The sequence below is a fragment of the Rhizobacter sp. AJA081-3 genome, from assembly GCF_017795745.1.
In the GTDB taxonomy this organism is placed as follows: domain Bacteria; phylum Pseudomonadota; class Gammaproteobacteria; order Burkholderiales; family Burkholderiaceae_C; genus Piscinibacter.
The window spans coordinates 1,352,560-1,371,768 of record NZ_CP059067.1; the positions used below are offsets into that span (position 1 = coordinate 1,352,560).

The following is a 19,209-nucleotide window of genomic DNA, read 5'->3' on the forward strand; positions in this document are numbered from 1 at the left end:
CGGGTTTCTGGACGAGGGTGCGAAACCCGCACGACCTGTGAGCCGGTGCCGGTGGCCCGACCTTCTGAGGGTGAGGGTCATTATCGTGGGCGAGTGCTTGCTGCGGACCCCTAAGACGGGTGGATCAAGCCCCGCAAAGCGATGCGCATACTGCGAGTGTGCAAATGTCGACATTACTCAGAGGGCTGCTCACAACGACGTGGACTGTGTCTGCACTCGGCGTGGCCGCGCTCGTGTTCTTCGCCGACGGATTTCAGTTCGCCGGGCCCGATGGTTTGCAGACGCGCCCCGAGTCGGCCGCGCCGCTGGCTGTGCTCGGAGACTCGGACAGCCACTCGTACCAGGACAAGGTCTCCTTCCCCGCAGGCAGTGGCAAGCGCGGCGGGGCGTACCGCGCCACCACGCTGCAATGGACCGAGGTGCTCGCGCGCCTGAGGCCCCAGGAACTCGACCAGGGTGAGTGGGGTGTGTGGGGCGTGCACCGGGTCGTGGCGCGGGTGCAGGATTGGGTGGGCCTGCAGAACCGGGCGCCTCGCAAGGAGGACTACCAGTACAACTTCGCCATCTCCGGGGCGGGCTGCGAAACGCTCACCACGGGCGGCGGCCGCCAGGTGCAGCGCTTGCTGTCGCTGATGGACCGCGAGCCGGCACGCTGGCGCGATGGCGTGGTCGTGCTGCGCATCGGTGCCAACAGCTTCGGCATGGACGACGGACTCGATCAGTTCGCCCGCGATCCGATGGGTGCCGGCATCCAGGGCGAAGTGGCGAAGTGCCTGTCGCAGGTGCGAACGGCCATCGCGCTCGTGCACGCGAAGCACCCGCAGACGCGTTTCGTGCTGGTGGGCATTTTCGACAACACCCACTGGCCGCGCTACTTCGACCGCTGGCAGTCGCCGCAGGCGCTGGCGAATGTGGCTCGCGGCCTGGATGTTTACGACAAGGCGCTGCAGCGCATGGCCGCCGTTGACCCGCGCATCGCCTTCCTCGACGATCGTGCCTGGTTCGCTGCGCGCTGGGGGACCCGCGACGCGCAGGGCCGGCCCGCGTATCGGCCGGTTGTTCTGCCCTCGGGCCTGACGGTGCACAACACGATCGGCGACGAGCCGCAGCACGCGGTCATCGCCGACGGGCATGCCGGGCTGGTGTGGAACGTGCTGTGGGCCCAGTCCTTGGTCGAATTGCTGAACCAGCGCCTTGGCTTGAAGATCACCCCGATCGGCGACGCCGAGGCCTCGCGTCTCGTCGACTCGCTGCTCGCCTCGAATCGTTGAATGGAGCTGGAATGGGTCCCTTTGGATTGATGCACGGCCTGGTGGATGCGCTCAAGGTGGCGCCCGGTGTGCTGCAACTGCGTCGCGCCTCGGCCGAACGCAACTTCGCGAACAACTTGCGCTCGAACCTGTTCCGCGGCGTATTCGACACGGCACAGGCGGCCCTGGCCAGCGCGCCGCCGACCCGGCCGCTGAGCTACGACAACGAAGGCTCGGCCAACCTGTACCTCGAGCGCCTGCAGATCGACGACTACGACTACCCTTCAATGTTCTGGTTGAAGCAATCGTTCGACGAGGGCATGACGAGCCTGGTGGATGTCGGCGGCAGCATCGGCATCAAGTACTTCGCCTTTGGCGAGCTGATGAGCTATCCATCGAACCTGCTCTGGCGCGTCATCGACATGCCGGCGGTGGCCGAGCGCGGGCGGCAGTTCGCCGCGAGCCGCGGCGCTCCCGCGGCACTTCAGTTCTCCGGCGACATCGCCGACGCCGACGGGGTGGACATCATCTACGCCTCGGGCGTGCTGCAGTACCTTCCGCAGACACTCGCGGAGATCGTCGCGGGGCTGACGCGCAAGCCGCGCCGCATCATCGTGAACACCGCGGCGATCCATCCGAGCAAGAGCTTCTTCACCCTCAACAGCATCGGAACGGCGTTCTGTGCCTACCGCGTGCAGTCGCGCGATGAATTCGTCGCTGGCGTCATCGCCCAGGGCTACACGCTGCGGCACGAGTGGCGCAACATCGGCAAGCCGCTGCGCCTGCCCTTCGAGCCCGGCCACAGCCTCGAGGACTACGCTGGCTTCTGCTTCGACGTGGTGTCCTGAGCGCCGAAGACCTCGCCGGCCCAGCCGGCGATGGCGTCGATGACACGGCGCTGGGCCGACAGCGTGCTCAGCGTGTGGTCGATGTCGGGCAGGAAGTCGCAGCGCACGCGCGCGGCGAACGGCCGGTCGCCGAACACGTCATGGAACTGCTTCGCGTAGCTGTACCGCCACAGCATGCCGCCGGAGTGCATCAGGAACATGCGGCCACCGCGCCGGTCCAGCGTGTCGAGCATCGCGGCAAAGTCTTCGAGCGGCGGGGTGCTCTGGCCGTAGTCGATCTCCAGCGGCTCGCCGCCGTCGACAGCCGGCGCTGGCCGCGACAAGCGTGCCGCCAGCGATCTCAGAGGCCAGGCCGCCCAGGCGCGCAACGTGGCTGCAGGATCACGCCGCCACTGCAGCAGGTAACGCTCCAGGCGCGACCGGCGGCCCGGGTAGGCGTAGCCGTCGAGCATCCACAGGCCGACCACGCGCTCGTCTTCCTGCGCCACCGCCAGACCGCGGTGCGCGCCCGAGCAGATTCCGGCGATCACGAACCGCTTCAGCCCAGTGGTGCGCTCGAGGTGATCCATCGCCGCGCGCAGGTCGGCGACGATCTGCCGCTCGAAGGGCTGCGCCTGTGGCGCGTTGTCGCTGTCGCCCTGGCCGGCGAGGTCGAAGCGCAGGCTCGGCCAACCTTGTGACGCGAGCTGCCGCGCCAGCTTGACGTTGAAGCGGTGTGGCCCGATGCGGTGGATCACGCCCGCATTGAGCATCAGGAAGCCGACGTCGCGCTGGCCGAGTTCGTCGGGCAGCGCCAGGGTGCCCGACAGATGCTTGGCCGGACCGAAGCTGACGGCGATCTCATTCATCGGCGGCCGCCCCGATGTGTGTGGCAAGCATCTCGAGCACTGGCGCCGGGACCAGGGCGGTGCTCAGGGCTTCTTCCGAAGACCAGTCGAACACGTGCGAGAACTCGTCGACGTGGGTCTGCAGCCCCGCACGGGAAAGGCCCTGCGCGAGCGCAGCGCCGGCGGCGTGATGGGGCGGCAGTACCAGGGTGAGCTGCTTCGCCTTCGCCGCTTCGAGGTCGGCCGGAGCGAGCTGGCCGAGCTGATCGAGCAGGGCCGCGCCCACGCCGAAGCCCAGCGCTTCGTCGACGATGGCCGGCTTCACCGCGCTCGTGCGCAGCGCGCCCGCCTCGGCCATGGCGCGGCCATGGGCCGCATTGAGTTCACCGAGGTATTGGTGTCCATCGACCACCGGCTCCCACAGGATCAATCGATCGACCGGTGAGGGCAGCTGGCTCGAGGCCAGTGCCGCGATCGTCGCACCCAGGCGTGCGCCGAGCCAGATGACGCGAGTGGCACGGCTGCGGCGCAGGAGTTCGTTGTGGGCGAGCAGCACATCGTCGCGCCAGCCGTGAAGCTCGCCGTCTTCGTCCTCGCCGGCGGATTCGCCCACGCCGAAGTAGTCGAAGCGCAACACACCGATGCCGCCGCTGGCCAGCCGGTCGCTGAGCACGCGCAGCATGCGGTGGAAACGAACCGCCTCCTGGCCGAGCGGGTTGCACACGAGCACGCCGACGCCCTTCGTGCGGGCGGGTGCCGCCGGGTGGAAGACACCGTACAGCTGCCTTGCCGCCGGGCCGAAACGGAACGGATTCATGAACGGATCTTGGTGGTCACTGCGGACCTTTTCTCCCTGGCTCGATTCTGGCGCAGGCGGAAGGCTTCGATCCTCACAGCCCGCTCAAGTTCGTGCGCAGTGCGACATGCGCACCCCCCCGATTCCCGGAGGGTGACGCGAGCGCAGGCCGCTGGCGGCGCTCGCAGCGGGCAGGAGTCGGCCGACAGGCGACTGGGTTATCGTTCGCGCTGCTTCCCGATCCCGCCGCCATGCTCGTTCATCCCCAATTCAGCCCCATCGCCCTGCAACTCGGGCCTGTGGCGATCCATTGGTACGGCATCACCTACCTGGTGGCGTTCGGCCTGTTCTTGTGGCTGGCCGGGCGGCGTGCCGCGATGCCTCAGTTCGCCAGCGTCGGCTGGACGCGCAAGGACGTCGAGGACCTGCTCTTCTACGGCGTGCTCGGCGTGGTGATTGGCGGGCGCCTGGGCTACGTGCTGTTCTACAAGCCGGGCTACTACGCGGCGCATCCGCTGGAGGTGTTCGCGGTCTGGAAGGGCGGCATGGCTTTCCACGGCGGGCTGCTCGGCGTGATCGCCGCGATGGCGCTGTTCGCGCGGCTCAAGCAGCGGCCCTTCCTGCAGGTGATGGACCTGATCGCGCCCTGCGTGCCCACCGGCCTCGCCTCGGGGCGCGTCGGCAACTTCATCAACGGCGAGTTGTGGGGACGCGAGGCCGAGGCGTCGCTGCCCTGGGCGATGGCCTTTCCGCAATCGGGCGGCATGATCCCGCGCCACCCGTCGCCGCTGTACCAGTTCCTGCTCGAGGGCCTGCTGTTGTTCGTGATCCTGTGGCTTTACGCGCGCAAGCCGCGCGGGCCGGGGCAGGTGTCCGGGCTGTTCCTCGTTGGCTACGGTCTGTTCCGCTTCATCGCCGAGTTCTTCCGTGAACCCGATGCCTTCCTTGGCCTGCTGGCGCTGAACATGAGCATGGGTCAGTGGCTGTGCGTGCCGATGGTGGTGGCGGGTGCGCTCCTGTGGGCGCGCGGGGCCAGGCAGGGAGCCTGAGATGCGACAGATCTTCCTCGACACCGAGACCACCGGCCTGAATGCCGAATCGGGTGACCGCGTCATCGAGATAGGCTGCGTGGAGATGCTCAATCGCCGCCTGTCGGGGCGCAACCTGCACTTCTACCTGAACCCGGAGCGGCCCAGCCACGAGGACGCGGTCAAGGTGCACGGCCTGACCGACGAGTTCCTCGCCGACAAGCCGCTGTTCGCGGCGGTGGCGGACGAACTCATGGCATACCTCGCCGGCGCCGAGATCCTCATCCACAACGCGGCCTTCGACATTGGCTTCCTCAACGCTGAGCTGCGCCGGCTCGGCCGGCCGGCGTTCGAGACGCAGGTGGGGGGCATCACCGACACGCTGCTGATGGCACGCGAGATGTTCCCCGGCAAGTCGAATTCGCTCGATGCGCTGTGCAAGCGGCTCGAAGTCGACAATGCGAGCCGCAGCCTGCACGGCGCGCTGCTCGATGCCGGGCTGCTGGCCGAGGTCTACATCCGCATGACGCGCGGGCAGGATTCGCTGGTCATCGACGAGGTCGAGGCATCCGGCACCGAACTGTCGCTGGAGGCGATCGACCTGTCGCGCTTCGAGCTCAAGGTGATCGCCGCCGATGTCGACGAGGCGGCGGCCCATGCGGCGCTGATCGCTGAGCTCGACAAGTCCAGTGGCGGCAAGGTGGTCTGGAGGGCGCCGGAGCCGGCTGTGGCATAATCCAAGGCTCTGCGGATCGCGAGGGCGGCTAGCTCAGGGGTAGAGCATCGCATTCACACTGCGGGGGTCGGGGGTTCGAAACCCTCGCCGCCCACCAACGATCCAGCAAGCACAACGTTCACGGCCGGGCACCCACCCGGCCGTTTGCTTTTGCGCAGGTGAGCAGGGAGAAGGGCCGCGATGGACAGTGTCGATGCGGTGGTGATCGGAGCCGGCGTGGTCGGCCTGGCGGTGGGGCGCGCGCTCGCGCGCACTGGCCTCGAGACCATCGTGCTCGAACGCGGCAGTGCCATCGGCACGGGCACCAGCTCGCGCAACAGCGAAGTCATCCACGCGGGCATCTACTACCCGGCCGGGTCCCTGAAGGCGCGGCTGTGCGTGCAGGGCCGCCGCATGCTCTATGCCTTCTGCGAGTCGCACGGCGTGTCGCACCGGCGCTGCGGCAAGCTGGTGGTGGCCACTTCGGCCGGGCAGCATGGCGCGCTGCGGGCTACGCAGGAGAAGGCGGCGGCCAACGGCGTCGAACTGAGCTGGCTCGATGCGGACGCGGCACGCGCGCTCGAGCCGGCGCTGAATTGCACCGCGGCGCTGCTCTCGCCGGACACCGGCATCGTCGACAGCCATGGACTGATGCTCGCGCTGCAGGGCGATCTGGAACGGTATGGCGGCGCACTCGCGCTGCAGTCGCCGGTGCTGGGCGTGCAGTGCGGCACCGATGCGCATGTGGTCGAGGTCGGCGGCGAGATGCCGATGGCGCTGTCGACCCGGATCGTCGTCAACGCCGCCGGACTGTGGGCGCCGGGGCTCGCGGCAGTCGAACGCGGCTTGCCCGACGCACAGCGGCCACAGGCCTTTCACGCCAAGGGCAACTACTTCTCGCTGGCCGGCCGCGCGCCGTTCGGCCACCTCATCTACCCGGTGCCCGAGCAGGCGGGGCTGGGCGTGCACCTCACGCTGGATCTCGCCGGCCAGGCCCGCTTCGGCCCCGACGTGCAGTGGCTCGAACCCGGCGATCCCGACACTATCGACTACCGCGTTGATCCGGCGCGTGCCGAAGGCTTCTATGCCGAGATCCGCCGCTACTGGCCAGGCCTGCGCGACGGCGCATTGCAGCCGGCCTACAGCGGCGTGCGGCCCAAGCTGCACGGGCCTGGCGAGCCGGCCGGCGACTTTGTGCTGCAGGGGCCCGCGGAGCACGGCCTCGCTGGCCTGATGAACCTGTTCGGCATCGAGTCGCCCGGTCTCACCGCCAGCCTCGCGCTGGCCAACGAGGCGCTTCACCGGCTCGGGTTCGAGGCTTCAGCCGACTGAGCCCGGCGGAGCCTGCCAGCGCCCGTCGAGCAGCAGTTCGTGCGGTCCGAACTGTGCCTTGTAGGCCATCTTGTCGCTCTGCGCGATCCAGTAGCCGAGGTAGACGTGCGGGAGCTTCAGCGAGCGTGTCTGCTCGATCTGCCACATCACGTTGTAGGTGCCGTAGCTGGCGCGCGCCTCGGGCTCGAAGAAGGTGTAGACCGCCGACAGCCCGTCGTTGAGGATGTCGAGGATGGAGACCATCTTCAGCGCGCCCAGGCCGTTCTCGGCCGGCTCGCGGAACTCCACCAGCCGCGAGTTGACGCGGCTTTGCAGCAGGAACTGCGTGTACTGGTCGATCGAATCGTGGTCCATGCCGCCGCCGCTGTGGCGGCCGGCCTGGTAGCGCAGGTAGAGCTGGTAGTGCTCGGGCACGAAGCAAAGGCGCAGCACGCGGGCCTGCAGGTGCTGGTGTGCCTTCCACGCACGGCGCTGGCTGCGCGTCGGCTCGAAGCTGGCCACCGGCACGCGCAGCGGCACGCAGGCGCGGCAGCCGTCGCAGTAGGGGCGGTAGGTGAACATGCCGCTGCGGCGAAAGCCGTTGGCGACGAGGCCGGAGTAGGCGTCGGCGTGGATCAGGTGGCTCGGCGTGGCGACCTGCGAGCGGGCCATGCGCCCGGCCACGTAGCTGCACGGGTACGGTGCGGTGGCATAGAACTGCAGCGAGGCGAGCGGTAGCTCTTTGGGATGCGTCACGGGCCGGTGTCCTGCTCGGCGTCGGCGCCCCCGGCCGAGATACCGAGGTGGCGCCACAGCGACGGATCATAGGTCCATTCGCCGATCGGGGGCTCCCCCAGACCGCGGGTCAGGCGCTGCTCGAACTCCGCGCGCGGTAACTCGCGACCGCCCAGCGACGCGAGGTGGCCGGTGCGCTGCTGGCAGTCGATCATCGCCACTCCATGCTCGCGGCAGAAGCACACCAGTGCGGCCAGTGCGATCTTCGACGCGTCGGTGCGGTGCGAGAACATCGACTCGCCGAACACCATGCGGCCCAGGCTGACGCCGTACAGCCCGCCGACCAGTTCGCCGCCCATCCAGGTCTCGACACTGTGCACCGTGCCGAGCTTGTGCCAAGCGACGTAGGCCTCGACCATCTCCGGCACGATCCAGGTGCCGTCCTGGCCTTCGCGCGGCGTGCCGGCGCAGGCGGTGATGACCTGGCGGAACGCGCTGTCGATGCGCACTTCGTTGCCCGGTGTGTGGATGAACTTCGCGATCGTCTTGCGCAGCGAGCGCTTGAGGCGGAACTCATCGACCAGCAGCACCATGCGCGGGTCGGGCGACCACCACAGCACCGGCTGGCCCTCGCTGTACCAGGGGAACACGCCTTTGGAATAGGCCTCGCGCAGGCGCTGCGGCGTCAGCTCGCCGCCGGCGGCGAGCAGCCCCGGCGCCTCGGAGCCGGGCGGCAGCGCACGGCGCGTGTCGGGCAGCGCGTCTTCGGGGCCGCGCAGCCAGGGGATCACGCGCCGGCGTCCCGCATCAGCCCGGCCTCAGTTCGCGAACGCCGGAATGCCGGTGATCGCGCGGCCGAGGATCAGCGCATGCACGTCGTGCGTGCCCTCGTAAGTGTTGACGACTTCCAGGTTGACGAGGTGGCGGGCCACGCCGAACTCGTCGCTGATGCCGTTGCCGCCCATCATGTCGCGCGCCATTCGCGCGATGTCGAGCGCCTTGCCACAGCTGTTGCGCTTCATGATGGAGGTGACTTCGACGGAGGCGGTGCCTTCATCCTTCATGCGCCCGAGGCGCAGGCAGCCCTGCAGGCCCAGCGTGATCTCGGTCTCCATGTCGGCCAGCTTCTTCTGGATCAGTTGGTTGGCGGCGAGCGGCCGGCCGAACTGCTGGCGGTCGAGCACGTACTGGCGGGCGCGGGTGAAGCAGTCTTCCGCCGCGCCGAGCGCCCCCCAGGCGATGCCGTAGCGCGCGCTGTTCAGGCAGGTGAACGGGCCCTTCAGGCCGCGCACCTCGGGGAAGGCGTTCTCCTCGGGGCAGAACACGCGGTCCATGACGATCTCGCCGGTGATACTGGCGCGCAGGCCCACCTTGCCGTGCACTGCCGGCGCGCTCAGGCCCTTCCAGCCCTTCTCGAGCACGAAGCCGCGGATCTGGCCACCGTCGTCCTTCGCCCAGACGACGAACACGTCGGCGATCGGGCTGTTGCTGATCCACATCTTCGAGCCGCTGAGCTCGAAGCCGCCATCGACCTTGCGGGCACGCGTGATCATGCTGCCGGGGTCGGAGCCGTGGTTGGGCTCGGTCAGGCCGAAGCAGCCGATCCATTGGCCGGTGGCCAGCTTGGGCAGGTACTTTTGCTTCTGCGCCTCGGTGCCGAACTCGTTGATCGGCACCATCACCAGCGAGCTCTGCACGCTCATCATCGAGCGGTAGCCGGAGTCGACACGCTCCACCTCGCGCGCGATCAGGCCGTAGCAGACGTAGTTCAGGCCGGAGCCGCCGTAGGCTTCGGGAATGGTCGGCCCGAGCAGGCCGAGCTCTCCCATCTCGCGGAAGATCGCCGGGTCGGTCTTCTCGTGGCGGAAGGCCTCGAGCACGCGCGGCGCCAGGCGGCCCACGCAGTAGTCGCGCGCGGCGTCGCGCACGGCCCGTTCGTCTTCGGTGAGCTGCTGGTCGAGCAGCAGGGGGTCGTCCCACTGGAAAGCGGCGGCTTTGCTGGCCATGATCACACTCCTTCGCGTGGCGTCGAGTATGGCAGCGCGGGCGTGTCGCCCCGGTGCCAGGCGGCGCATGCGCAGCATGGTATACGCAGCGTCCATGAACCACGAGACTGGCCCCGGCATCGCCGATCGCCCCTTCGCCACCATCGCCGAGTGCATCCGCCGGCACGCGCGCGATCGACCTGGCGCGCCGGCGCTGTCGGACGCCGACGAGTCGCTCGACTACGCGGCGCTCGACGCTCGAATGGACCGCGTCGCAGCAGCCTTGCAGCGCGAAGGCATCGCGCCAGGCGACACGATCGCGCTGTGCGGCGCAGCGTCGGTGGAACAGGCGGTGGTGTTTCTCGGCGCGCTGCGCGCCGGCGTGGTGGTGGCGCCGCTCGCGCCGGGCAGCACGCCGGCCAGCCTGGCGCGCATGCTCGCCGACGCACAGGCGCGGCGCCTTTTCGTTGATGCCGGCACGGCGGGCGACTTCGCAGGCAGCGCGGTGCCGATCACGGGGCTCGACAACGGCTTCGAAGCCTGGCTAGCGCCGCCAGGGGCCACGCCGCAGCCGGTGACGATGGTCCCGGAGTCGCCCTTCAACATCATCTACTCGTCGGGCACCACCGGCGAGCCCAAGGGCATCGTGCAGCCGCATGGCATGCGCTGGGCCCACGTGCGCCGCGGGCTGCCCTACGGCTACGGGCCCGGCGCGGTCACGCTGCTGGCCACGCCGCTGTACTCGAACACCACGCTGGTGGTGTTCTTCCCGTCGCTCGCGTTCGGCGGCAGCGTGGTGCTGATGCGCAAGTTCGACACCCTCGGCTACCTGCGACTGGCCGAACGCGTGCGCGCCACCCACACGATGCTGGTGCCTGTGCAGTACCAGCGGCTGATGGCGCACGCGGACTTCGGCCGCTTCGACCTGTCGTCGTTCCGCATGAAGTTCAGTACCAGCGCGCCGTTCTCCGCCGCGCTGAAGGCCGATGTGCTGGCGCGCTGGCCCGGCGGGCTGGTCGAGTTCTACGGCATGACCGAAGGCGGCGGCACCTGCCTGCTCGAGGCGCACCTGCACCCCGACAAGCTGCACACCGTCGGCCGGCCCGCGCCCGGCACCGACATGCGCCTGATCGACGAGGCCGGCCATGAACTGCCCGCCGGCGCGGCCGACGCAACGGGCGAGGTCGTCGGCCACTCGCCCGGAATGATGGTGGGCTACCGCGGCCGGCCCGAGGCGACACGCGAGGCCGAGTGGTTCGACGCCGCCGGCAAGCGCTTCATCCGCACCGGCGACATCGGCCGTTTCGACTCCGACGGCTTCCTGATCCTGATGGACCGCCGCAAGGACATGATCATCTCCGGCGGCTTCAACATCTACCCGAGCGACCTTGAAGCGCAGTTGGGCGAGCACCCGGCGGTGGCGGAGGTGGCGGTGGTGGGCGTGCCGTCGGAGCAGTGGGGCGAGACGCCGGTGGCCTTCGTGGTGCGCCGGGCCGGGCACGACGCCGCGGCAGACGACTTGCGCGAGTGGCTGAATCAGCGTGTGGGCAAGACGCAGCGCCTGGCGGCCGTACACCTCGTCGATGAACTTCCGCGCAGCGCCATCGGCAAGGTGCTCAAGCGCGAGCTTCGCGATCGCCACGCGTTGTACAGTGTCGCCAACACCGATCGCTGAATTCTGTCAGCGGTCCATGACAAGCTCCTGGAGAGGCAATGGCCTGGACGTTCCCGTTTTCCGCCCTGGTCGGTCAGGACGAGATGAAGCTCGCCATCCTGATCGCCGCGATCGACCCGAGCGTCGGCGGCGTGCTGGTGTTCGGCGACCGCGGCACCGGCAAGTCCACCGCCGTGCGTGCGCTGGCCGCGCTGTTGCCGAAGATGCATGCAGTGGTCGGCTGCGCCTACCAGTGCGATCCGGCCACGCCCTGCGGCGATTGCCAGGCGCGCAGAGCCGGCGGCGCGGCGCTGAAGTCGCATCGTGTGTCCGTACCGGTGGTCGACCTGCCGCTGGGCGCCACCGAAGACCGCGTGGTCGGCGCGCTCGATCTCGAGAAGGCGCTGGCACAGGGCGTGAAGGCCTTCGAACCGGGCCTGCTGGCGCGCGCCAACCGCGGCTTTCTCTACATCGACGAGGTCAACCTGCTCGAGGATCACCTGGTCGACCTGCTGATCGACGTGGCCGCCTCGGGCGAGAACGTGGTCGAGCGCGAGGGCCTGAGCGTGCGCCACCCGGCGCGCTTCGTGCTGGTGGGCAGCGGCAACCCCGAAGAGGGCGAGCTGCGTCCGCAGCTGCTCGACCGCTTCGGCCTGTCGGTCGAGGTGCGCACGCCGACCGAACTCGCCATGCGCGTAGAGGTGGTGCGCCGCCGCGACCGTTTCGAGCGCGACCCCGAGGCCTTCGTCGCACAGTGGCAGAAGGACGAAGAGAAGCTGCGCCGGCGCATCGTCAAGGCGCGCGAGCGCGTGGCGACCATCGATGCCGGCGACGCCGCGCTCGAATCGGCGGCGCGGCTGTGCATGGCGGTCGGCACCGACGGCCTGCGCGGCGAGCTCACGCTGATCCGCGCGGCGCGCGCGCTGGCCGCCTTCGAGGGCGACGACAAGGTCACCGACGCGCACCTGCGCCGCATCGCCACGCCGGCGCTGCGCCACCGCCTGCGCCGCGACCCGCTCGACGAAGCCGGCTCGACGGTGCGTGTGGAGCGCGCGCTGGCCGAGCACTTCGGCGCCTGAGCTTGCGGCGCTGACTCCGGCATGACCCGCGCATGAACGAGACGGCGGCCCGCTGGCGCGACGCCTGCCTGGCGGCGGCCCTGTTCGCCGTGGCGCCGCCTGCGCTCGGCGGTGTGCTGCTGCGCAGCGGCGCCGGGCCGGTGCGCGACCGCTGGGTGGCCTGGTTGACCACCTGGCTGCCCGCAGGCACGCCGATGCGCCGCATGCCGCACGGCATCGCCGACGAGCGCCTGCTCGGCGGGCTCGATCTCACCGCCACGCTGCGCCTCGGCCGCCCCGTCGCGCAGCGCGGCCTGCTTGCCGAAGCCGATGGCGGGGTGCTGCTGCTGCCGATGGCCGAGCGCTTGCCGCCCGGCACCGCCGCACGGCTGGCCTCGGCGATGGACCGTGGCGAGGTGCAGGTGGCGCGCGACGGCATCGTCGCCACCTTGCCCAGTCGCATCGGCGTGGTCGCCTTCGACGAGGGCGTGCTCGACGACGAGCCGCTCAGCCCGGTGCTCGCCGAGCGTCTGGCCTTTCGCCTCGACCTCGACGGCATCGGCTGGCGCGAGGTGCAGGGCGAGCCCGAGGGCCTGCCCACGCGCGAGGCGATAACCCGTGCCCGCGACGGCTGGGCGAAGGTGGACGCCGACGACGCCGTGCTGGAGGCGCTGTGCGCTGCCTGCGTTGCGCTGGGCATCGGCTCGGCGCGCGCGCCATGGTATGCATTGCAGGCTGCACGCATCGCCGCGGCGCTGGCCGGGCGCGACAGCATCGAGCACGACGATGCCGAACTGGCCGCGCGACTCGTGCTCGCGCCGCGCGCGCGGCAGTTGCCTGCGCCACCCCCGCAGGCCGAACAGGACGAGACCCCGCCGCCACCGCCGCAGAACGAGCCGAAGGAACAGCAGGAAGAGGAAGAGATGGCCGTGCCCGACCAGCCGCTGGACGAGCAGGTGCTCGCCGCCGCGGCGGCCGCCATCCCGGCCGGGCTGCTCGCTCGATTGAAGATGGAACAGCGCGCCGCCGGCGCCGCGCGCTCGATGGGCCGCAGCGGCGCCACGCGCATGGCCTGGCGCCAGGGCCGGCCGGCCGGCACGCGTGCCGGCAACATCCAGCGTGGCGCTCGCCTGAACCTGATCGAGACGTTGCGCGCGGCGGCGCCGTGGCAGGCGCTGCGCCGGCGCGAACGCGGCGGTGGCGAGGGCGTGGCGGTGCGGCCGGAGGATTTCCGTGTCACGCGCTACCGGCAGCACAGCCGCACCACCACCATCTTCGCGATCGACGCCTCGGGTTCCTCGGCGCTGCACCGCCTGGCCGAAGCCAAGGGCGCGGTGGAACTGCTGCTGGCTGACTGCTACGTGCGGCGCGATCAGGTCGCCGTGCTGGCCTTCCGCGGGCAGGGCGCCGAACTGCTGCTGGCGCCCACGCGCTCGCTGGTCCGCGCCAAGCGTTCGCTCGCCGGCTTGCCCGGCGGCGGCGGCACGCCGCTGGCGGCCGGGCTCGATGCGGCCTGGGCGCTCGCCGAAGGCATCGCGCGGCGCGGCGACACGCCGCTGGTGGTGCTGCTCACCGACGGCCGCGCCAACATCGGCCGTGACGGCCAGCCCGGTCGTGCCGCGGCGGAGGCCGACGCGTTGAAGGCCGCTGAGCGATGGCGCGGCAGTTCGCTGGCCGCGGTCGTCGTCGACACCTCGGCCCGGCCCGAGCCGCGTGCCAAGGCACTGGCGCAGCGCATGGACGCGCTGTACCTGCCGCTGCCGCACGCGCAGGCCGCCACGCTCAACCAGGCAGTGCAGGCGGTCGCACGCGGCACCGCCGGCCGCTGAGCCGGCGAGGGCAGGGCGCCATGCCCGATCGGCTCGACTGGGACACCGATGGCCGCGACTGGCCGAACCGCGAGGCGAGCCGCTTCGTCGAGGCCGGCGGCATGCGCTGGCACGTGCAATGCGCCGGCGATCGCCGCCGCCCCGTGGTCTTGCTGCTGCACGGCACGGGCGCCTCCAGCCATTCCTGGCGCGACCTGCTGCCGCTGCTGGCCGAGCATGCCTTCGTCGTCGCGCCCGACCTGCCCGGGCACGGCTTCAGCGACACGCCGGCCGATCGCTCCGGCTTCACGCTGCCCGGCATGGCACGCGGCATCTCCGAACTGATGCAGGCGCTGGCGCTGACGCCAAGGGTGATTGCCGGCCACTCCGCCGGCGCGGCAGTGGCGTTGCAGCTCTGCCTGGACGGGCTGGCGGCGCCGCACGCGCTGCTCGGCCTCAACGCCGCGCTGCTGCCGATGCCCGGCGTGGTGGGATCGATGTTCTCGCCGATGGCGCGCACGCTGGCGATCAACCCGCTCGTGCCGCGGCTGTTCGCCTGGGGTGCGGCCTGGCCCGGCACTTTGACGCGCCTGCTCGAGGGCACCGGCTCGGAGCTCGACGCGCGCGGGCGTCAACTGTATGGCCGCCTCGTGCGCAGCCCCGCCCATGTGGCGGCAGCGCTGGCGATGATGGCGGGCTGGGACCTGGACACGCTGGCGCGGCGCCTGCCCGAACTGCGCTGCCCACTGCACCTGGTCGTCGGCGAGCGCGACCGCACGCTGCCGCCCGATCTGGCCTGGCAGGCTGCGCAGCGCATTCCCGGCTGCCGGGTGACACGGCTGCCCGGCCTCGGCCACCTGGCCCACGAGGAACGGCCTCAAGCGGTGGTGCGCTTGCTGCTCGAACTGCTCGAGCCGATCCCGCCGCCCTGATCGCGGGTGTGCGCTGTTGACGCCCATCCGCAGAGTGTCTATTCTAGTTGACACAAACTGCGGAAACGAGAGTTGACACCGGCCGCCGGCCGACCGCAGCGCAGGAGATCGGCCTTGGACGCGATGCACCGGATCGAATGCGCCCTCGAGGCGGCCGTGGCGCTCGGCGAGGGCCGCGGCGGCCCGCCTCGGCTCGCAGCCGCAGTCCGCCACGCGGTGTTTCCCCCCGGCGCACGCATCCGGCCGCAGCTGTGCGTGGCCGTGGCCCATGCCTGCGGCGGCGACGACCCGGCGCTGACCGACGCGGCCGCAGCCGCCGTCGAACTGCTGCACTGCGCTTCGCTCGTCCACGACGACCTGCCGTGTTTCGACAACGCCCTGTCGCGGCGCGGCCGTGCTTCGGTGCACGTTGCCTATGGGGAGCGCCTGGCGGTGCTGGCCGGCGATGCGTTGATCGTGCTGGCCTTCCAGCAACTGGCCTTGTGCGCCTCGGTCCAGCCTTCGCGGCTGGGCCGCGTGATCGCCCGCGTGGCCGCCGGCGTGGCCATGCCGCACGGCATCGCGGCGGGCCAGGCCTGGGAGTGTGAACCGCGCCCGGTGCTGCGCGACTACCAGCGCGCCAAGACGGGCTCGCTGTTCGCCGCCGCAGCCGCGGCCGGCGCCGAATCGTCCGGTGCCGACCCGACGCCCTGGCTGGTGTTCGGTGACTGCCTCGGCGAGGCCTACCAGGTGGCCGACGACATCCGCGACGTGGTGGCCGAACCTCAGGCCATCGGCAAGCCTACCGGGCAGGACGTGACGCACGGCCGGCCCAGCTCGGCCATCGAGTTCGGCCTCGACGGCGCGCTCAGCCAGTTCGACGGCCTGGTGCAGGGCTGCATTGCCGCGATTCCGGATTGCCGTGGTGCGTCGGCGCTGCGCGCCCTGGTGCGCGCCGAAGCGCGCCGCCTCGTGCCGCTGGAGATGACCGTGGCGCATGCCGGCCGCCAGCGCATAGCCGCTGCCGCCGAGGTCGCGCGGTGAACTCCAAGCTTTCCGCGGTGGCCGAAGCCGGCGCCGCAGACGACGCACCGCCCTGGTGGCACCAATGGCGCGTGTGGCGCGACCAGCTGCTCGGCAGCGCCCGATTCCACCGATTCGCAGCCGCTTTCCCGCTCACCCGGCCGATCGCGCGGCGCCGCGCCCGCGGACTGTTCGATCTGATGGCCGGCTTCGTCTACTCGCAGGTGCTGATGGCCTGCGTGCAGCTGCGCCTGTTCGACATCCTTGCCGAAGGCCCGCAGTCGCTGCAGGCGCTGTGCCGCCGGCTCGATCTCGCCGAGCCGCAGGCGCTGCGGCTGCTGTCGGCTGCGGCGGCGCTCGATCTGGTCGAGCGCCGCGGAGCCGCTTACGGCCTGGGCTCGCTCGGCGCCGTGATGGTGGGCAACACCGCCCTGGTGGCGATGATCGAGCACCACGCCTCGCTGTACCGCGATCTGGCCGACCCGGTGTCGCTGCTGCGCGGCCAGCGCCCGCCCACCGAACTGGGCAGCTACTGGGCCTATGCCGACAACGCGGCCGCCGGCGAGCTCGGCGCGCAGCGGGTGGCCGATTACTCCGCGCTGATGGCCGCCTCGCAGCCGCTGATCGCCGATCAGGTGCTCGATGCTTACCCGATCGCAAGGCACCGCTGCCTGCTCGACGTGGGTGGCGGCGAAGGTGTGTTCCTGTGCGCCGCCGCGCGGCGCGCCCCGAGCCTGCGCCTGATGCTGCTCGATCTGCCCGCCGTGGCCGAACGCGCCCGCACCCGCTTCGCGGCGGCCGGCCTCGCCGACCGCGCCGAGGCGATCGGCGGCGACTTCCTCAACCGCCCTCTGCCCACCGGGGCCGACGTGGCCTCGCTGGTGCGGGTGATGTTCGACCACCACGACGACAACGCGATGCGCATCCTGCGCGCCGTGCGGGCAGCTTTGCCGGCCGACGGCACGCTGCTGGTGGCCGAGCCGATGGCCGGCACCAAGGGCGCCGAGCCGATGGGCGACGCCTACTTTGGCTTCTACCTGATGGCCATGGGCTCGGGGCGCTCGCGCACCCCTCAGCGCCTGTCCGAGATGCTCCAGGCTGCCGGCTTCGGGGCGATCCGCCAGGTGCCCACGCGCATCCCGCTGCAGACCGGTCTGTTGGTCGCCAGATGCACTTCCGTTTGACCTGGATCTCCCAATTGGAAACCACTGTTGACAATTCAAAGTGTCAGGTTAGGATGACACTCAGGGTCCCCAGCCAGGCGCGCCGCCGGTGCGCCGAGCGGCCCGGAGCAGACAAATGAACACCACGGCCATCGTCCTCGAGCAGCCCGAGCACCTGATGCTCAGCCGCCTCGACCTGACACCGCCGGCCGATGACGACGTCGTCGTCGACATCGAGTTCAGCGGCATCAGCACCGGCACCGAGAAGCTCCTGTGGAACGGGCGCATGCCCACCTTCCCGGGCATGGGCTACCCGCTGGTGCCGGGCTACGAATCGGTCGGTCACATCATCGAAGCCGGCCCGCGCGCCAAGCACCGCGTCGGCGAACGGGTGTTCGTGCCGGGCGCGCGCTGCTACGGCGAGGTGCGCGGCCTGTTCGGCGGCGCTGCCTCCCGCGTGGTGGTGAGCGACTCGCGCATCACCGAAGTGTCCGACACGCTGGGCGACAAGAGCGTGCTGCTGGCGCTGGCCGCCACGGCGTACCACGCCGTCTCCGGCGCCGGCCAGCGCGACCCGATCGTGCCGCCGGACCTGATCGTCGGCCACGGCGTGCTCGGCCGCCTGCTGGCGCGCATGGTGGTGGTCGCCGGCTTCAAGCCGCCCACGGTGTGGGAGACCAACCCCGCACGCGTGGCCGGCAGCGAAGGCTACCCCGTGATCCGCCCCGAGGACGACGCGCGCCGCGACTACCGCGCCATCTACGACGTCAGCGGCGACTCGAAGATCCTCGACAGCCTGGTCATGCGCCTGGCGCCCGGCGGCGAGATCGTGCTGGCCGGCTTCTACACCGAGCCGCTGAACTTCGCGTTCGCGCCGGCCTTCATGCGCGAGGCGCAGATCCGCTGCGCCGCCGAGTTCAAGCGGCCCGACCTGCTGGCCGTCAAGGAGCTGGCGGAGACCGGCGTGCTGTCGCTCGACGGCCTGATCACCCATCACGCCGAACCGATGCAGGCGGACGCCGCCTACCGCACCGCGTTCGGCGACCCCGGCTGTCTGAAGATGGTCCTCGACTGGAGACACTGCCAATGAACGCCCCCAGCAACCCGGTCATCTTCATGCGCGACGAGCGCCTCAAGGCCGAGGCCGCGATCGAGCCCGATCCGGTGCCCACCTCGCCGGCGGCCAAGACGACGCAGATCATCGCCATCTACGGCAAGGGCGGCATCGGCAAGAGCTTCACGCTGGCCAACCTCAGCTACATGATGGCGCAGCAGGGCAAGAAGGTGCTGCTGATCGGTTGCGACCCGAAGAGCGACACCACCAGCCTGCTGTTCGGCGGCAAGGCCTGCCCGACCATCATCGAGACCAGCTCGAAGAAGAAGCTGGCCGGCGAGAGTGTCGCCATCGGCGACGTCTGCTTCAAGCGCGACGGCGTCTACGCGATGGAACTCGGCGGCCCCGAGGTCGGCCGCGGCTGCGGCGGGCGCGGGATCATCCACGGCTTCGAGACGCTCGAGAAGCTCGGCTTCCACGACTGGGGCTTCGACTACGTGCTGCTCGACTTCCTCGGCGACGTGGTCTGCGGCGGCTTCGGCCTGCCGATCGCGCGCGACATGTGCCAGAAGGTCATCGTCGTCGCCAGCAACGACCTGCAGTCGCTGTACGTCGCCAACAACGTCTGCAGCGCGGTCGAGTACTTCCGCAAGCTCGGCGGCAATGTCGGCGTGGCCGGCATGGTGATCAACCGCGACGATGGCACCGGCGAAGCCAAGCAGTTCGCCGAGCATGCCGGCATCCCGGTGCTGGCCACGATCCCGTCCAACGAGGACATCCGTCGCAAGAGCGCGTCCTACGAAATCATCGGCCGCCCCGGCACGCAGTGGGCGCCGTTGTTCGAGGAACTGGCCACCAACGTGGCGGTGGCGCCACCGGTGCGCCCGAAGCCACAGACGCAAGACCAGTTGCTCGGCCTGTTCTCCGCCGAGGTGACCGGCCGCAACTTCCAGATGGAGCCGGCCACCACCTTCGACATGGTCGGCAAGCACGAGCTGATCAAGCCGACGCTCGAAGTTGTCTACGACGCGTCCTGAGACCGC

General features: G+C 70.4%; 18 protein-coding genes and 1 tRNA gene. 14 read left to right on the plus strand and 5 right to left on the minus strand.

The annotated features are described in order from the left end of the window. Positions 1-119 precede the first annotated feature (119 nt). Together HZ992_RS06515 and HZ992_RS06520 are read left to right on the plus strand one after the other, a co-directional pair. Positions 120-1,271: an SGNH/GDSL hydrolase family protein gene (locus HZ992_RS06515; protein WP_209385859.1), complete on the plus strand. Its 1,152-nt coding sequence runs from the start codon at positions 120-122 to the stop codon at positions 1,269-1,271. Between the two features lie 11 nt (positions 1,272-1,282). Beyond that, entirely contained in the window at positions 1,283-2,098 is an 816-nt protein-coding gene (locus HZ992_RS06520) for a TIGR04325 family methyltransferase (protein ID WP_209385860.1), read from the plus strand. Here the strand turns inward: HZ992_RS06520 and HZ992_RS06525 are convergent. Next, positions 2,065-2,946, minus strand: a complete 882-nt coding sequence (locus HZ992_RS06525) for an alpha/beta fold hydrolase (protein ID WP_209385861.1) — start codon at positions 2,944-2,946, stop codon at positions 2,065-2,067. The genes HZ992_RS06520 and HZ992_RS06525 overlap by 34 nt on opposite strands. After that, on the minus strand, positions 2,939-3,742 hold the full coding sequence (locus HZ992_RS06530) for a serine aminopeptidase domain-containing protein (protein ID WP_209385862.1): 804 nt from the start codon (positions 3,740-3,742) through the stop codon (positions 2,939-2,941). Before HZ992_RS06530 ends, HZ992_RS06525 begins: the two co-directional genes overlap by 8 nt. A 230-nt stretch (positions 3,743-3,972) precedes the next feature. Between HZ992_RS06530 and lgt the strand changes: the two genes are divergently transcribed. The 4 genes from lgt (at position 3,973) to HZ992_RS06550 (ending at position 6,796) form a co-directional block, all read left to right on the plus strand. Next, a complete protein-coding gene (gene lgt / locus HZ992_RS06535; protein ID WP_209385863.1) occupies positions 3,973-4,770 on the plus strand; it encodes a prolipoprotein diacylglyceryl transferase in 798 nt (265 codons plus the stop codon). 1 nt (position 4,771) lies between these two features. Further along, complete coding sequence (gene dnaQ, locus HZ992_RS06540) at positions 4,772-5,485, plus strand: DNA polymerase III subunit epsilon (RefSeq protein WP_209385864.1); 714 nt, start codon at positions 4,772-4,774, stop codon at positions 5,483-5,485. A 22-nt stretch (positions 5,486-5,507) separates the two neighbouring features. Beyond that, positions 5,508-5,582: transfer RNA gene (locus HZ992_RS06545), tRNA-Val, on the plus strand. Between the two features lie 83 nt (positions 5,583-5,665). Continuing rightward, entirely contained in the window at positions 5,666-6,796 is a 1,131-nt protein-coding gene (locus tag HZ992_RS06550) for an NAD(P)/FAD-dependent oxidoreductase (protein WP_209385865.1), read from the plus strand. Here HZ992_RS06550 and HZ992_RS06555 read toward each other — a convergent pair. From HZ992_RS06555 to HZ992_RS06565, 3 genes are read right to left on the minus strand one after another with little or no spacing between them, the layout of a single operon-like run. Further along, positions 6,785-7,531, minus strand: a complete 747-nt coding sequence (locus HZ992_RS06555; protein WP_209385866.1) for an arginyltransferase — start codon at positions 7,529-7,531, stop codon at positions 6,785-6,787. The two genes, HZ992_RS06550 and HZ992_RS06555, sit on opposite strands and share 12 nt — an antisense overlap. After that, a complete protein-coding gene (gene aat / locus HZ992_RS06560; protein WP_209385867.1) occupies positions 7,528-8,301 on the minus strand; it encodes a leucyl/phenylalanyl-tRNA--protein transferase in 774 nt (257 codons plus the stop codon). Before aat ends, HZ992_RS06555 begins: the two co-directional genes overlap by 4 nt. 27 nt (positions 8,302-8,328) lie before the next feature. Next, positions 8,329-9,516, minus strand: a complete 1,188-nt coding sequence (locus HZ992_RS06565; RefSeq protein WP_209385868.1) for an acyl-CoA dehydrogenase — start codon at positions 9,514-9,516, stop codon at positions 8,329-8,331. Positions 9,517-9,610: 94 nt separating this feature from the next. Here HZ992_RS06565 and HZ992_RS06570 point away from each other — a divergent pair, with 94 nt between their 5' ends. The 8 genes from HZ992_RS06570 (at position 9,611) to HZ992_RS06605 (ending at position 19,203) form a co-directional block, all read left to right on the plus strand. Beyond that, positions 9,611-11,170: a class I adenylate-forming enzyme family protein gene (locus HZ992_RS06570; RefSeq protein ID WP_209385869.1), complete on the plus strand. Its 1,560-nt coding sequence runs from the start codon at positions 9,611-9,613 to the stop codon at positions 11,168-11,170. A 38-nt stretch (positions 11,171-11,208) separates the two neighbouring features. Then, positions 11,209-12,228: a magnesium chelatase ATPase subunit I gene (gene bchI, locus HZ992_RS06575; protein ID WP_209385870.1), complete on the plus strand. Its 1,020-nt coding sequence runs from the start codon at positions 11,209-11,211 to the stop codon at positions 12,226-12,228. Between the two features lie 32 nt (positions 12,229-12,260). After that, on the plus strand, positions 12,261-14,036 hold the full coding sequence (locus tag HZ992_RS06580) for a magnesium chelatase subunit D (RefSeq protein ID WP_209385871.1): 1,776 nt from the start codon (positions 12,261-12,263) through the stop codon (positions 14,034-14,036). 20 nt (positions 14,037-14,056) lie between these two features. Further along, positions 14,057-14,947, plus strand: a complete 891-nt coding sequence (bchO, locus tag HZ992_RS06585; protein ID WP_209385872.1) for an alpha/beta fold hydrolase BchO — start codon at positions 14,057-14,059, stop codon at positions 14,945-14,947. 123 nt (positions 14,948-15,070) lie between these two features. Beyond that, the gene (locus HZ992_RS06590) at positions 15,071-15,970 is read left to right on the plus strand and encodes a polyprenyl synthetase family protein (protein ID WP_245213471.1); all 900 of its coding nucleotides are present in this window, start codon (positions 15,071-15,073) and stop codon (positions 15,968-15,970) included. Beyond that, the gene (locus tag HZ992_RS06595) at positions 15,967-17,133 is read left to right on the plus strand and encodes a methyltransferase (protein ID WP_209385874.1); all 1,167 of its coding nucleotides are present in this window, start codon (positions 15,967-15,969) and stop codon (positions 17,131-17,133) included. The genes HZ992_RS06590 and HZ992_RS06595 overlap by 4 nt, the downstream gene beginning before the upstream one ends. Positions 17,134-17,248: 115 nt before the next feature. After that, a complete protein-coding gene (gene bchC, locus HZ992_RS06600) occupies positions 17,249-18,202 on the plus strand; it encodes a chlorophyll synthesis pathway protein BchC (RefSeq protein WP_209385875.1) in 954 nt (317 codons plus the stop codon). Next, complete coding sequence (locus tag HZ992_RS06605; protein ID WP_209385876.1) at positions 18,199-19,203, plus strand: chlorophyllide a reductase iron protein subunit X; 1,005 nt, start codon at positions 18,199-18,201, stop codon at positions 19,201-19,203. Before bchC ends, HZ992_RS06605 begins: the two co-directional genes overlap by 4 nt. Positions 19,204-19,209 lie beyond the last annotated feature (6 nt).

Coding starts and splice junctions, on each gene's coding strand:
- HZ992_RS06520 (WP_209385860.1), top strand. CDS start 1,283: ATGGGTCCCTTTGGATTGATGCACGGCCTGGTGGATGCGCTCAAGGTG.
- HZ992_RS06525 (WP_209385861.1), bottom strand. CDS start 2,946: ATGAATGAGATCGCCGTCAGCTTCGGTCCGGCCAAGCATCTGTCGGGC.
- HZ992_RS06530 (WP_209385862.1), bottom strand. CDS start 3,742: ATGAATCCGTTCCGTTTCGGCCCGGCGGCAAGGCAGCTGTACGGTGTC.
- lgt (WP_209385863.1), top strand. CDS start 3,973: ATGCTCGTTCATCCCCAATTCAGCCCCATCGCCCTGCAACTCGGGCCT.
- dnaQ (WP_209385864.1), top strand. CDS start 4,772: ATGCGACAGATCTTCCTCGACACCGAGACCACCGGCCTGAATGCCGAA.
- HZ992_RS06550 (WP_209385865.1), top strand. CDS start 5,666: ATGGACAGTGTCGATGCGGTGGTGATCGGAGCCGGCGTGGTCGGCCTG.
- HZ992_RS06565 (WP_209385868.1), bottom strand. CDS start 9,516: ATGGCCAGCAAAGCCGCCGCTTTCCAGTGGGACGACCCCCTGCTGCTC.
- HZ992_RS06570 (WP_209385869.1), top strand. CDS start 9,611: ATGAACCACGAGACTGGCCCCGGCATCGCCGATCGCCCCTTCGCCACC.
- bchI (WP_209385870.1), top strand. CDS start 11,209: ATGGCCTGGACGTTCCCGTTTTCCGCCCTGGTCGGTCAGGACGAGATG.
- HZ992_RS06580 (WP_209385871.1), top strand. CDS start 12,261: ATGAACGAGACGGCGGCCCGCTGGCGCGACGCCTGCCTGGCGGCGGCC.
- bchO (WP_209385872.1), top strand. CDS start 14,057: ATGCCCGATCGGCTCGACTGGGACACCGATGGCCGCGACTGGCCGAAC.
- HZ992_RS06590 (WP_245213471.1), top strand. CDS start 15,071: ATGCACCGGATCGAATGCGCCCTCGAGGCGGCCGTGGCGCTCGGCGAG.
- bchC (WP_209385875.1), top strand. CDS start 17,249: ATGAACACCACGGCCATCGTCCTCGAGCAGCCCGAGCACCTGATGCTC.
- HZ992_RS06605 (WP_209385876.1), top strand. CDS start 18,199: ATGAACGCCCCCAGCAACCCGGTCATCTTCATGCGCGACGAGCGCCTC.